Here is a 15,720-nt window from a genome sequence, read left to right on the forward strand (position 1 = left end):
TATGGAATCAAATAAGCCCAAGATCTGGCTTTCTTCTCCCCATATGGGAGATAATGAATTTAAATATGTTCAAGAAGCTTTTGAGTTAAATTGGATTGCTCCTGTGGGCCCACATATTTCAAGATTTGAAGAAGAGTTAACTAAGTTTTCTCAAAACCAACCCTGCGTTGCTCTTTCATCTGGTACAGCAGCTATTCATTTAGCCTTAATTCTTTTAGGAGTAAGCAGCGATGATTATGTGATTTGTCAGTCTTTAACTTTTGCTGCTTCTGCAAATCCAATCAGGTATCAAGGCGCTACTCCCGTTTTTGTGGACAGTGAAAAAGAAACATGGAATATGTCTCCGGAATATTTGGAAGAGGCAATTAATAATTGCTTGAAAGGCGAGTTTTTATCGGCTGAAGGCAATAAAATTTCTGGAAAAGCCAAACTTCCAAAAGCAATTATCCCTGTTCATTTATACGGTATGCCTGCTAATATGCCTGAATTAAAAAGGATAGCGGATCAATACGGAATTCCAATAATTGAAGATGCTGCAGAAGCACTTGGAAGCACCTTACACTCTAAACATTGCGGATCATGGGGTGAAATTGGAGTATTTTCCTTCAATGGAAATAAAATTATTACCACCAGCGGGGGAGGAGCGCTAACCTCCAAGAATCAGGACTGGGTGAATAAAGCAAAGTTTTTATCCACTCAGGCAAGGGAGGACGCACCCCATTATGAGCATCAGACCATTGGTTATAATTACCGATTGAGTAATGTTTCAGCTGCTATCGGAATTGGTCAATTAGAACAACTTTCAAACAGAATAAATGCAAGAAGAGAGAATTTTGAGTTTTATAAAAAAATTTTCAAATCATTCCCTCAGTTTTCATTTTTGAAAGAACCGGAAGGTTATTTTTCAAACAGATGGCTTTCAACCATCTTAATTGAAGGGGAAACTGATTCTAAAAACAGAGAAGCTTTAAGGCTAGCTCTTGAAAAGGAAAACATAGAATCAAGACCAATTTGGAAACCAATGCATATGCAACCGGTTTTTAAAGAATTTCCTTACGTAGGCGAGAATGTTTCCTCTGATATTTTCCAAAATGGCTTATGTCTTCCAAGTGGCTCCAGTCTTACATTGGAAGAAAAAGAAAGAATTGAGAGTGCGATAAATAATATTTTGATGCTAAGTCACTAAAATAACTTGTAGTTAGTTTATGATTATTTATTGGATGATTTGATGTAGAATCAAAACTTCATCAAAATATAGATTGAATTAATAGAATCTAATCATCCGTAATCTTACCCCTTGTCATATTTTCATTGTTTGACCGATTGGGAACCTAAGCAATCGGGTTCTGATCCTTTGTGCTAATGCTAAGCCAGATTTCCTTTCTTTGGCAAGAAAACAGATAATAGAATATTCAACATTGAAGTAATCGATATTTGGTATCCCCCCGAGCAACCCCATATTTTCTGAGTTGTTTTGCCCCAGTAGGTTTGCATCAAAAACAAACCTATGAAAAGAGCAAGTCAACAACAAATGGAAGCGGCAGTAGCTTCTTTCAATTCTAGCGGCCTTACCCAGCGGGAATTCTGTCTGCGTGAGAACATCAAGTTGCCCACCTTTTCCTATTGGTACCGAAAAGTCAATGTTTCTTCAGCAATTCCTGTTGGCGGATTTACAGAAGTAACTGCCCCTGTTCAGTCCGTTGGACTGGAAGTGGTGTTTCCCAACGGAGTGACGGTCCGTGGCATACAGGACCTTTCCCAGATCCGCCAACTGATCAACTGGTAAGATGTTCACGCTGGGGTCTTCCCACCGGTTCTTCCTCTACGGCGGGGCAGTGGACATGCGCAAAGGTTTTGACGGACTGAGCGGCCTGGTTCGCAATAGCCTGGACCGGGATCCGCTGTCCGGGGAAGTATACATCTTCCTGAACCGCAGCCGTACGCTGGTCAAACTGCTCCACTGGGAAGGCGGGGGATTGGTGATCTATTACAAACGTCTTGAAAAGGGTATCTTTCAGCCGCCCGAGGGAATGGAGAAAGGCGGTAAACTTCCTTGGAGCTCCCTGGTATTGATGGTCGAAGGTATCAAGGTACTGGATTCCCGCCAGCTTCCCAGATACACCAAACCCTGATGATTTTTTTCAGGGTTTTGTATGTTTTTTATCGACTTCTGTTCAGGTTTTTGATTCTTAAAGTCCCTTTTTGGATGCTGGAGGCAGATTTTTGACTCTCAGACAAAAATCATCCCGCGTACCTACTTGTCCACAGGCCATGTGGGAAACTAATGCTTTGACAGCTCCTCTCAGGCTGTTATTTTCGGTGCATGAACAAACCCCTGGACCAGCTGAACAAAGCCGAACTCATCGCCCTGTTGGGCGAGCGGGATCAGCGTATCGAAAAGCTGGAAGGGATCATTGCCAAGTTCCAACGTACACTCTTCGGCCAGAAGCGGGAACGTTTCGAATCCCCCCGACCAGCTGAGCCTTCCTTTTGAAGCCACTGCCGAGCAGCAGAAGCAGCAGGAAGAGCAGCTGACCGAAAAGGTGGAGTATGTCCGCAGGAAATCCGGTTCTTCACATCCGGGCAGGACAAAACTGCCCGAACATCTTCCGGTGGAAGAGATCGAGCTGTATCCGGAGGGGAACCTGGAGGAGATGACCTGCATCGGCAAAGAAATCACCGAGGAGCTTGATTACAAGCCGGCCCAGTTCATCATCCGCCGCTACATCCGGTATAAATATGTATCCAAAGCCCAGGAAGGCAAGTCCCCGATAACCATCGCACCGCTTCCTTCCCGCCTGATCGACAAAAGTAGGGCAGGTACAGGGTTGCTGGCCTCCATCCTGACAGACAAATATGTGGACCACCTGCCCCTCTACCGGCAACTGCAGCGCTTCAAACGGGAAAACATCCCCATCGCGGCTTCCACACTGGACGGCTGGGTGAGACAGGGGCTCGAACGGCTGGAAATCCTCTACGACTGGCTGGTAAAAGACACCCGCGGGAAAGGATACCTCCAGGCGGACGAAACCACTATCAAAGTGCTGGATCATACCAAAAAGAAAGAAACGCACCTAGGCTATTATTGGGTGTACCATAACCCTATGGACGGGAGTGTCTTGTTTGATTACCAAAAAGGACGTGGCAAGGAGGCACCCAAAAAGCTGTTGGAAGGCTTCAAAGGCTATCTCCAAAGCGATGGCTATGCCGTCTATGGCCAATATGGAAGACAGGACGGAGTGACCCAGCTTTGCTGCTGGGCACATGCGCGCCGTGAATTTTTCGATGCACAGCAAAACGACAAGTTAAAGGCAGAGCTGGCACTCACCTTCATCAAAAAGCTCTATGAAGTAGAGGCCCACTGCAGGGAAAACCGGCTAAGCCCACAGGACAGGAAGGCTTACCGGCTGGATAAGGCACTGCCCGTATTGGATGCCTTCTCCAAATGGCTTACCGAAAACTATGCCCAGACACTTCCAAAAAGCGCCATCGGAAATGCCATGGCGTATACCATGAGGCGGTGGGAAGAGCTGACTAACTACCTGATGGACGGAATGCTGGAAATCGACAACAACGCCATAGAAAATAAAATCAGGCCGATAGCCTTGGGCCGGAAAAACTACCTGTTCGCAGGCTCACATGACGCCGCACAGCGATCAGCAATGATCTACTCGTTTTTTGCCATGTGTAAAACCGAAGAAGTCAACCCACAACAGTGGCTCAAGTACGTCTTCGACCATATCATGGACACCAACATTCAAAAAATTGAAAAACTCCTGCCGAAAAATTACAAACTGTCACTAGTGAAAAATCAGACAGAGTAAAGACGCATTTTCTCGGATGGATACGATATTTGCTTCAAAAAAATCTTTAAGGCTTAAGGCTGACTTTTTATTGGAGTCAGCTTTTTTTATTTCTACCCTTTACTAAGGAAAATATGACGTAATCCCTGGATTAAGGGCATAAATTGCTCCATTTTGAATTTTGCCATTTAACCAAGTTGAAATTTTCATGGCTCCATTCTTATTCAGGTGCTCGACATCAGCAAAATCTTTGATTTCTAGTGGGAAGTTTTGAAGATCTAAAAAAGGAATGCTTGAATACTCAGTTTCATAAATATTTTGAAAAGTCTTTTCATTTGCCAACTCACTGCAACTCTCATGTTGAGGAGTTCTGATCAAAATTAATTTGATGTTATGGGTTTTGCACAGTGAAATAATCTTGTCTAAATATTTCAGATTTTTTTCTGAAATCTCGCTTTGATCTTCTAAAATGTAATCCACCTTTGGTTCTTCTGGCATCTCTCTGGTTAATGCCGAGTATTGCCCAAAGTATTTGATATAGTCAATATCATCTCTGATTATTTTCCACAGATTATTAGCTAAGCTTTTGAAAAAATTCTCCAAACTGATGATTGGGTTATTGGAAATTAATATCGCAATTTGATCTAAATTTAAAAAAGGAGCATAAAAGGTAAATCTGTGATCGAGATATCGCTGCTCCCAAATCCAATCGTCCATTGCTTTGCTCACTGAGTTGTTTGAAAACTCTAAAAGCACATATTTCAATTCCTGATTTTGGCTGGCTAGTTTTTTAAGTTTAGAGTAGGTGTAAAAGTAAGGTTCAGCTGAGTTTGCAAAATTTTTGGTGTTAGTGATTAAGGTATCATTGTAAGCAAACTCAGCATGGGAATGTCCCATAATGTATGTAGAGTAGCTTTCTTTGGCATCAAAGTTTCCCCTTTTATTAATTAGAAAATTGATGGAGGTAAAACCAATCAACGAGAAAGCTAGGAAAAACAGGAGGAAAAATCCGATATATTTAGTGAAATGACTCATTTTAGAATTGGAAATAAATAAACTCCTGTGGTTGACCTGAATAGGAGATTATCATCAAAATTAATAAAGAATAAAGACTCCATCTGATCAAACGGGGAAGTCTAAGTTTTTCAAGAGGGAAATCTTTGGACTTATGTACCCATTCAAATGCAGTGATGATAACTATCCATCCCAGTAATTTAACCACACTGTTAAAGTCGGCGATAGAAGGTCTTGAAAATATATCTCCCTGAAATATACCTGATAAATAATCAAATGCTTCTGAAATTGATTCTGATCTAAAAAATATCCATGCCACTGTTGTCAGGCAAAAGGTAAAGATCATTTTTGCCAAATCAGATAGTTTTGGAAATAGTTTATTTTCTGCAATTATCTCTAAGTGTTTCCTGTTTTTTTCAGTTAGTGCCAAGGGGATAAAATAGAGGGCATTCAATAATCCCCAAAATATAAAAGTCCAATTTGCACCGTGCCAAAAACCACTGACAATAAAGATGATCAAGATGTTTCTTATCTTTTTAGTAAGACCTACCTGACTACCTCCCAGTGGTATATATAAATAGTCCCTAAACCAAGTAGACAAAGAAATATGCCATCTCCTCCAAAATTCAGCGATATCTCTGGAAAAGTATGGATAGGCAAAGTTTTTCATCAAGGAAAACCCAAAAAGCCTTGCTGTTCCAATTGCGATGTCAGAATAACCTGAGAAGTCTCCATAAATTTGAAAAGCAAATAATATTGCTCCTATAATTAAAGCTGAAGAATTGTGAGACCCTGGATTTGAAAAGATTTCATTTACGAAAACTGCACTTGTATCAGCTATGACAATTTTTTTTACCAAGCCCCAAAGTATTTGTCTAATACCCAGAATGGCTTCATATCTATTAAAATCCCTTTTAACTTCAAATTGAGGAAGTAAGTTCTTAGCTCTTTCAATGGGACCTGCAACTAATTGTGGGAAAAAGCTCACAAAGGCCAAGAATGAAACCAGATTATTCGTTGGCTCCAGTTTTTTTCTATAGACATCGATAGTATAGCTCAATGTTTGAAAAGTATAGAAGCTGATTCCCACGGGCAATATGATCGTCATTCTATCTACAGAGATAGGATTCCCAAAAAATGAAAAGGCATCCTCAAAAGAATCTAGAAAGAAATTGAAATACTTAAAAAAGAATAACAGTCCAAGATTCAATAAAATACTGACTAAAAGAGCTGCTTTTTTCTGTTTTTGAGAAGAGGCTTGATATATGATTTTACTGAGGTAAAAGTCACACAAACTGCTAAAAATGATTAAATATAAAAACCTATAGTCCCACCATCCATAAAAAAAATAACTAGCGGCAACGATGAATAGATTTTGAGCTCTTGTTTTGTCTTTGAGAATGATCCAATAAACGAAAAAAACTAAGGGTAAAAAGACGGCAAATTCAAGAGAATTGAAAAGCATAAGGGGTAGAGAATACAGAGGCTTTAGAGTGAATCAAGCCAAAGAATATTGGTTAATTTGAAAGTTCGGTAATCCTACGAGATTTCTAGATCAGGGGCAAAAATACCTCTTTTCTAAATTTTTCCAAACAAGCATTTGAATCTATTCCAAATGTTTTAGTAGAAACTTCTAAAGTTGATTTGATCCGGGATTTACCCTTTGTTTTTTAGACTAATGGCTTTAATGGTATTATATTTGATAATTGAAATCGGTTCGGGTTACGTAATTGCATTCGTAATTAAAATCCTGACGGTGGAAAATAGGATATAGTCTTTTGGATGATGATTGAAAAGATCGGTAAAAGATTATGAAAAGGAGTTTCAAGGGCGTTTCATGAGAAAATCTGTACAGTTCACTATATTTTTAAGATTTTTTTCTGTGGTATGGCTATTTCTGGTCAATACTCAGAATCTGTTTGCTCAAGCTACCCAAACGATTCCCAACTCGCCAGTAGATTTTCCCCCAGCTTTTGAATGTGTTTTTGTCCCGGACTTTGTCAATAATTTCTCAATCAGAGAAGCTGCCAGGACCGGAGCGGAAACTATTGATTTGGTGATGCCCCTGGTAGGAGATGTGACTGGTGATGGATATCCTGAAATATTAATTCCGGCAAAACAAGAAAACATTGGAGGTGATGATGACGGATACGGAAGACCATATATCACCTCTAGAACAAAAGATATATTAGTTTATCAAATGGCGACTGATGCTTCAGGAAATGAAGTGTTGAATCAAATCGGAAGAATCATAACACCCTACTATTCCATTGAGGCACCTTCGCAATTTGTACTTGCAAAAGTAGATGGAGGACGTCCATTAATTATAGTAGCTGCTTCATGGGATCCGGATAATGGTTCTGATGCCAGTAAATTAGTGGCTTTTAGGTATAATGGAGCCGGCTTTACAAGGGCTTGGACCTCTAATGAAAGCTATGGAAGAAATGTCCCATGGAGCTCCAAAGAATTAGTGATTGATGCATTAAATCCAGGAGTTTTGCAGCGTTATAAATTTCCGTCGGGAGCGGCGCCTGCTGTTGCGGATTTTAATGCGGACGGTACACCGGAAGTTTATGTCTACAATGAAATTTTTAATGCCAGAACAGGCGAGTTCATAGTAGATGGTGGTATGCTGAGAAATCCCTCTGATACCACACAATATATGGGGCAAGGTATTTCTCAAATAAGCCCAGGGCCAATCGATCAATTGTATGCGGGAACAACAGCAGTCAGTGTTGCTGCTGATTTGAATAATAGTGGAAATCTCGAATTAGCTGCTGGTAATACTGTCTATTATGTAGATATCGCAGGAAAATCTATGACTCCTGTATTTGCCCCCAATATTAATGGGCAGTTTATGAGAGATGGGTTTACATCCATTGCAGATATTGATAAAGACGGACAGTTAGACATAGTGGTGACTACAGCAAGAGATGGTCTTATGCCCAATTCTAGGCAGCTGTATGTTTGGACTTTACCCACAGGTTCTGGGCCTATTAGGGCAAATAATGGAGCCTTGAGAGTAATTCAGGACGGGACTGGAGCATCAAATGATATAGCGATCAGTCTTGCTTTCATCGGTGATGTGAATGGCGATAAAAATCCAAATATAGGATTCAATACTCCTCAGAGATTGTGGATGTTAAGCTATAATGCGGCAAGTAATTCTTTTGTAGGAACTTGGAATGCTTCTGGATTTATCCCTACAAATGATCAATCTGGTCATACTTACATCACCATGTTTGACTTTGACCAAAATGGGAGACAAGATCTTGTATACCGAGATGAAACGAATCTTAGAATTATTGATGGAATAACAGGAGCTAATCAATCAACTTTCATTTCTTATTCTGCGACAGCTAATGAAGGTGCCATAGTAGCTGATGTGGATTTGGATGGGGAAGCAGAAATTATTGTTACAGACAGGGAACGTGCACTTGGAGTTGATCCATTGGATAGAACTGCCGCTATGGTAGTATACAAGTCCTTAAGCAAGCCTTGGGCTCCGGCCCGAAAGGTGTGGAACCAGTACGCTTATTTTAGCTTCAATGTGAATCAGGACTTAACGATCCCTACTCCTCAACCTAATCATGGAAAAGCTTCTGGATTCTATTTTCCAAAATTCAATGCATTTGGCTGTTTGGAAGCGGATGAATTACCATTTAATAACTTCTTGGTTCAAACCACACTTTATAATGATGCGGGTTGCCAGACGACTGGGGTGAATTTAATGGATGCAGAGATTGAAATTCTATCCAGTAGATATATCTGTCCTTCTCCGGATCAAACTATAGAATTTGAAGTAACGATCACCAACGCCAGTGATGCGATTGGCGATGCAACAGCCGCCATTCCTGTTGATACACCTATCTCCTTTTATGTGGATGGAGTTTTTATTGGTCAATATACGCTCTCAGATTTTGGTTTGGCTTCAATTATGCCAGGTGATCAAGTTACTTTTACTACAACCATACCGAGTTCAGTCGCAGATGCTTTAGTTTCCTCATCCCAAAGTTTACAAGCCATAATCAACTGGGATCATGCCTCACAAGATGTTCTTTATGAGGAATGTATATATGATAATACTGCTGATCTTCCTTTAATTTCCAGGCCAATCTACTCCGTAAATAGCCCATCTCCCCTTTGCTATGAAGATAACGCTGGTTTAATCAATTCTTTCCTTATTATTCCTACTAACACCGTTACAGGTTCAGTTGAAAGTACCCAACTACAATGGTTCCTGAATGATCCAAACGGCACTCCTTTGACTAATAACGGGGTTTACACAATCGATCCTATCGATTTTAGTCTCTCCATTACGGGACTTGATCCAGGGACCTATACCTTTTATTTAGTTGATGAGTGTACTGGTCTAACTACAAGTACAGATATCGAGGTTTATCCTTTGCCAGCCGCGACCTTCTCTACTACAGATGCAAATTGCTTTGATGCCAATACAGGCTCTATACTTGTGGAAAACCATCTTTCAGGCTACGTGTATTATGTAGATGGTACTCTTTATGATGGAAGTAGTTTTGGAACAACACGATTTGACTCTGAATCTTCACTGGAAAATTTTGGGTTCAAGGCGGGAGAATATACCATCAGAACAGTAAATGAAAATGGAACAAATTGTCAGACTATAACTGATGTTTTGATTAATCAACCAACAGCCATTTCCATTTCTTCAATTCAAGAAAATGACCCTGAATGTGAACCTTCAAATGGCAGCATTTCCTGGGTTATTACAGGGGGAACACCTTTGACTGCCTTCCCGTTTTATAATTATGAGCTTACCAATATTTCGGCCGGAACTGTAAATACCAATCCGACAATTTCCGATTTTGGAGGAGGACAAGTAGGGATTTCAAACTTAGAGGGAGGTCAATATTCATTAAAGGCTACTGATAATCAAGGCTGTGAGATCACACAGACTTTTTCACTATTAGTGCAGCAAGATCCAGAATTTGGATTCCCGTCAGATGCTACTATTTGTGAGGGTGATGATCATATTGCACAAATTTCAATTATTAATCCTGGAGTCCCAGTAGCTAACCCTACTTACATTTGGGGTACAAATACAGGTGGGAATTTCACCCCATTAACTAATGGACAGTCTGTTGCTGGTGGAATAATTGAAATTTCCAACGATGGTTTAACAGCTACATTTAAGGGGTTAAGCCCTAACACAGCAGGACATGAATTTGCAGTTAGGGTTGAAAATGCATGTGACCAGCCAGATTCTCCTTTTATAATCATAGTTAACCCTACTCCAAAAGTTGATATATCTACCACTGATATCACATGTTTTGGTGGTGATGACGGAGTGATTCAGGTTACTAAATCTTCTGCTGCAGATGCTTCTGAGGTCTATGAATATACCTTAACTGAAACTGGTGAAATTAATTCTACGGGTACTTTTTCAGGTCTTTCATTTCAAACTAACCCCTATACTATTCTTGTCCGAAATACCGCTACCCAATGTTTTGAATATGTAACTGCTGAGCTTTTACAACCTGAAAAAGTTGAGTTTGAGAATGTTGTTTTGACTGAATCCACTTGTGGGACTGATAATGGTGAAATAAGTGGTTCAGTGAGAGGTGGTAAAGGCCCATTTGATGTTTTTCTAATAGTTGGTGGAAATAAAATCGATACGCTAAATACTTCAGACTCTTTCCAATTTACTGGATTGGCAGCAGGAAGCTATGTCATTCAGGCAATGGATACAGCAGGCTGTTTGAGCGATATATTTGATGCGGTTATTGCCAATGATGATAAAGCTGCACTGGAAATCAATTTATCAGACATTGAAACTTGTGAAGGTGAAACGGTAGAAATTATTCCCCAAATCAATTCTCAGGGATTGCCTAGAACAGTAAGCTGGTATAAGGATGAGCAAAAAAACCAACTTATCAGCAATGGTCCGGACAGTGATGATCCGACAGTTTCCTATTCTTTGGTTGGAGAAAATTTAATTATAACAGGACTGAAATCCGGATCGAACGTCACTTATTATGTAGATGTGACAGGAGATGATTTTTGTCCAATAGATCCTGAACCTGTTTCCATCGTTGTAACCCCACCTCTTGAGATTGATTTAGTTTATGATCAAGAAATTTGCTTTGGAGAAGGAGTATCAGTCACTGCTAATGCAACTGGTGGAAATGGCCAGTTTGAGTTCAGTTTGGATGGAGGAGCCTTCCAAACAAATAATATTTTTGAAAATGTAAGTGCTGGAGAACATACCTTGGAAGTAAGAACAAACCAAGGTTGTTCTATTTCTGAAACATTTACAGTTATAGGACCTTCTTCTCCTTTAGAAATCAATGATGATCCTGTAGTTATTTCTTCTAGTTGTGACTTAGAAAATGGAGAAATATCTAACATTCAAATTATAGGTGGCTATGGCAACTATACAATAGAATGGAGATTTAATGATCCTAATTCAGCTCCAATAGCTTCGAATGTTTTATCCTTGACTGATTTAGCTCCCGGTACTTATTATTTATCAATTACCGATGAGGGAGGCTGTAATCTGTCGGAGTCTTTTGAATTAAGTGAACTTCCTGACCCAAAAATAGCTATTACTGAAGAGGAAGTTTGTATAGGAGAGGATGTGATATTAATTCCTGTACAGACCGTTAGCGGAGCGGCTCCTACTGGTTTAACTTGGTATTTGGATGCAGCAGGGACAATTCTTATTAATGATGGGCCTGATCCAAATGACTCAAATATAAATTACTCTATTGGTGATTCATTAGAGCTTACTGTCAGTGGCTTACCGATAGGGGATTATTCATTTTTCCTAAAAATTGAATGTACCGGTGAATTGGTAGAAGCTAAAGCCAAGGTAAACAGTCTTCCTGCACCTGAATTTGAAATTACAAATGTGTTGTGCTTTGGAGAGACTACAGGAAAATTTCAAGTTAGCGCAGGCTCTGATCCTAATTTCACCTATGTGGTAAATGGGGGTAGCCCTCTTACACAAGGTCAATTAGAATCTCAGTCCTTTCCTGCCGGAAATTATACTATCATGATTTCTAATTCACAGACTGGATGTTTTTCCGAGCAAGAATTGGAAATTACTCAACCTGAGGAATTGATTTACACCAAGGGATCTTTCCAAGATCCAACATGTGGAGATTCCAATGGTACATTAACTTTCACTGTTGAGGGTGGTGTGGGTCCATATTCTGTGGAGATAAATAATAAGCCAATAAATGAATTTACCTTTAGTGAAAACCAAGGTTTGTTTTCTTTGGCAAACCTAAGTCCTGGTTCTTATTCCATAGCTATTAGGGACTCCAACAACTGTTTGATTGATCTTCCTGATGAGTTTACCCTGATTAACAATGAGGGTACTGAGATACAGTTAGAATCACTGGAAGATTTCATCTGTGAGGGGAATTCTGCAGTATTAAGTCCTCAAATTACTACCGCTTCAGGAAACCTTCCAGAAATTAGATGGTATTCAAATTCTTCATTGACCCAGCAAATATCCTCTAATTTCGATCCAAACGGCTCAGGGGTAATGTACCAAATCGATGCTCAGAGCGGAGCTCTGACTGTCTTTAACCTACCTGCAGGAGAACATAAATATTATATCCAATTATCAGGCGCTGAATTCTGTACCATATCAGAAGAGGCCATTATAGAAGTATCTCCGGCGATAAGCGCAGAAGCAGAAATAACAGATGTCACTTGTTTTGGAGAGGCCAACGGAAAGATATTAATTACAAATATCCAAGGTGGTAATCCTCCTCTGGAATTTTCTATTAATGGCGGGGCATGGCAGGATAACCCACTTTTTGAAAATCTATCTCCTGGCAATTATTCAGTATCAGTTAGAGACAAAACGGGAGATTTTGAATGTGAATTTATCTTAGAGGACATAATTGTCGAGGGGCCTGATGGTCCAATTTCGATAGGTCCTGATGTAATCGTTCAGCGTGCATCTTGTGGTTTATCTAATGGTAGCATTTCTAATATAGAAATTTCTGGTGGCTGGGGTAATTATCAAATTGAGTGGAGGAAGGACTCACCTACTGGAGCTATTTTGAATTCTGGTAATGAACAGGGAATTTCAAACTTGTCACCTGGTAAATATTTTCTTATTGTAACCGATTCTGGAAATTGTTCAGAGGTTTTTGATTTTGAAATCACGGAGCAAAATGACCCTCTATACAGCCCAGTTGCAATAACTGATATTTGTGAAGGAGAGAATATTAGCTTGGAAGCTATTAATACAGTATCTGATGCTGCCAGTTCCTCTTTTATTTGGTCCAAAGGGCCAAACAAAACAAATCCTATTTCAGAAGGAAATGACCCTGCAATTTCCGGTGTTACTTATCAGTTTACTGAGGTAAATACTACTCTTGGGCTTGATATTAGCGGACTTCCGGCTGGATCTTATACTTATTATCTTTTTATTGAATGTACGAGTCAGGAAATAGAGTTTGAGTTTGAAGTAAAAGCTTCTCCATCGCCTACCTTCCAGCAAAATAATATTTCTTGTTTTGGAGCAGCTGATGGAAAAATTCAGGTTGTATCCGGTGGGGAAACAGATTTTGAGTATAGTATTAATGGAGCTGCACCAATAACTCAAACGGCTTTGAATGCATTGAATTTTGGGCCTGGAGATTATAATATTGTAGTTACTAATTCTATCGGTTGTAATTCTCAAACTTACAATTTCCAGATTCAAGAGCCCGAGGAGTTAATAATTGTAGATGTTCAAACCAAAAACAGTGCTTGTGGCAGTGGAGATGGATATATCGATATTGCATGGACTGGCGGAACTGCTGCCTTTGTTGTTAGTTTATTGGAAAACGGTTCTGTCTTATCTACTTCAAACACCAGTGATAATGATATCCGTTTTGATAATTTAAACCCTGGAGATTATGATATCGTAATTACAGATGCTTCCAATTGCCAAGTTTCTTCAACCGGCGTGCTTTCTATTACTGATGGTCCATCCGAAATCCTTGCAGACGATCTTGTAATTTGTGAAGGAGAAATAGCGGTCATTGACCCTGAGGTGAATCCTTCTAACTCGAATGCAATCTTCTCATGGTATTGGAACTCAATTTCTCCTTCCAATCTATTGAGTGATGGTTCTACAAGAGGGGGTGTTACTATCTCAATTGATGCAAATGGTTCTATCCAACTAGATGGATTAGCAGGTGGATCTACCCAAGTTTTGTTTGTTACTGTGGCAGGAGAGGGCATTTGTGAAGGAGATCAAAAAAGAGTAGAAATTAAAGTTGATAGGGCACCAGAAGTTACCTTCACCAAGAAAGATGAACAATGCTTTGGAGAAGGAGGGGAAATACAGTTTACTGCAGCAGACATTAGCCAATTAGAGTTTAGTCTTAATGGTGGCGCATTTACCAAATATCCAAATGGATTGATATCAGGACTCGCCCCGGGTTCGTACTTGATTTCTGTAAGAAATTCCTCTGGTTGTCTAACTGAAATTACCAATCCAATTGAGGTTTTAGGTCCATCTGGTAAATTGGAATTTGTAGATTTCACTATTAGCCCTTCAAGTTGTAATTCTCAAGATGGCCAAATTACTTCAGAATTGAGAGGTGGTACTGCACCATATACAATTAGGCTGCTAAATGGCTCAGGTATATTATTGTCAAGTCAGAATTTGAACAATCCTGGAAACTTTACAATTTCTGGGTTGGCAGCTGGTGATTACCAAGTTGAAGTGATTGATGCAAATCAATGTATTTTGAGAAGTGATGCCATTAATCTGGCTGATGAACCTACCTCTATCACTATTCAGGATGTGACTATCTGTCAAGGGGAAGTTGCAGTTCTATCGGCTACTTTCTCTCAGTCAGTCTCTCCTATTTCTTATGAGTGGTATTATGATAAAGACCTGACGAGAAGGGTAAATCTGAATGCTGCACCTGATGAGTATGGAGCAACCTATTCTTCTTCTAACCCGAACTCCTTAAGTATATCTTCTTTACCGGCAAGGTCAAATCCATATTCATATTTTGTCATGGTTACAGGACCGGGAGTTTGTCCACCTCAACCAAAAGAAGTCAAAGTATCAGTGAGGCCACTACCTACACTGAAAGTTTCAAATCCAAGTATTGTGTGTGACCCTAATCAATCAGTGGATTTGACAAAGTTTATTGAGGGTTATAATCCTAATGTTTTTGACTACGTCATAGTTTCTCCAACGGGTGCACCTCTTCGCTTGGATCAAATTTCATCTGTTAAAACAAACGGGTCTTATACGGTTCAGGCTGGCTTCAAAGGCGCTAACTGTTTTACCCCAATAGAAAAAATTGCTGTAGTTATTGCTACTACCGAACTCGTTGCAGATTTTGATTACCAAATTGAATTACCTGGAAATCCTCCTATTGTCAATAGCGATGTTCAAGCATTGGAGGAAGTGAAATTTATGGATAATTCCCAAGGTGATGCAATTATCTGGAATTGGGACTTTGGGGACGGTACCACAAGTACCCAGAGAAATCCTACTCACCAATACCAGGAAGCCGGTCAATTCCTTGTTAAACTGACTACAGTAGATAGTTTCGGATGTATTTCAGAAGTTCAAAGAATAATTGAAGTATTCGACGATTATATTATCATTATTCCTAATGCTTTCACTCCTGATGGGGCCAAAAACCAGTATTTTATCCCTAAACATAGAGGAATTGCTTCCATGGAATTCTACATCTTTACTACTTGGGGTGAGCTCATTTTTGAGACTAATAGTTTGGAATCCAAAGGTTGGGATGGCACATTTAAAGGCAAGCCTGCTCTTAATGGAAATTATGTCTATAGAGCAAAATTTGTTACCAGGACAGGTACAGAGGTTGATCGATCGGGAGTCTTTGTTTTGATCAGGTAAATTATTTTCTTAGCAGCCTCAAAC

Annotated in this window: 6 protein-coding genes and 1 pseudogene; 5 read left to right on the forward strand and 2 right to left on the reverse strand. The window is 39.8% G+C overall.

The genetic code is table 11. The features are described 5' to 3' along the window. Position 1: 1 nt before the first annotated feature. From GYM62_RS03865 to GYM62_RS03880, 4 genes and pseudogenes are all read left to right on the forward strand, one after another. The gene (locus GYM62_RS03865) at positions 2-1,186 is read left to right on the forward strand and encodes an aminotransferase class I/II-fold pyridoxal phosphate-dependent enzyme (protein ID WP_219958383.1); all 1,185 of its coding nucleotides are present in this window, start codon (positions 2-4) and stop codon (positions 1,184-1,186) included. A gap of 321 nt (positions 1,187-1,507) precedes the next feature. After that, complete coding sequence (locus GYM62_RS03870) at positions 1,508-1,786, forward strand: IS66 family insertion sequence element accessory protein TnpB (protein WP_219958384.1); 279 nt, start codon at positions 1,508-1,510, stop codon at positions 1,784-1,786. Position 1,787: 1 nt separating this feature from the next. Continuing rightward, positions 1,788-2,132, forward strand: a complete 345-nt coding sequence (gene tnpB / locus GYM62_RS03875; protein WP_219958385.1) for an IS66 family insertion sequence element accessory protein TnpB — start codon at positions 1,788-1,790, stop codon at positions 2,130-2,132. Between the two features lie 191 nt (positions 2,133-2,323). Continuing rightward, positions 2,324-3,824 (forward strand): annotated as a pseudogene (locus GYM62_RS03880) (IS66 family transposase). Between the two features lie 102 nt (positions 3,825-3,926). Here the strand turns inward: GYM62_RS03880 and GYM62_RS03885 are convergent. Both GYM62_RS03885 and GYM62_RS03890 read right to left on the reverse strand, forming a co-directional pair. Further along, positions 3,927-4,838 (reverse strand): hypothetical protein, encoded by a 912-nt coding sequence (locus GYM62_RS03885; RefSeq protein ID WP_219958386.1) that lies wholly within the window; start codon positions 4,836-4,838, stop codon positions 3,927-3,929. Position 4,839: 1 nt separating this feature from the next. Then, the gene (locus GYM62_RS03890) at positions 4,840-6,282 is read right to left on the reverse strand and encodes an MBOAT family protein (protein ID WP_219958387.1); all 1,443 of its coding nucleotides are present in this window, start codon (positions 6,280-6,282) and stop codon (positions 4,840-4,842) included. 372 nt (positions 6,283-6,654) lie between these two features. Here GYM62_RS03890 and GYM62_RS03895 point away from each other — a divergent pair, with 372 nt between their 5' ends. Further along, complete coding sequence (locus tag GYM62_RS03895; protein WP_219958388.1) at positions 6,655-15,696, forward strand: PKD domain-containing protein; 9,042 nt, start codon at positions 6,655-6,657, stop codon at positions 15,694-15,696. Positions 15,697-15,720: the final 24 nt, after the last annotated feature.

Source organism: Algoriphagus sp. NBT04N3 (genome assembly GCF_019443765.1).
In the GTDB taxonomy this organism is placed as follows: Bacteria; Bacteroidota; Bacteroidia; order Cytophagales; family Cyclobacteriaceae; genus Algoriphagus; species Algoriphagus ornithinivorans.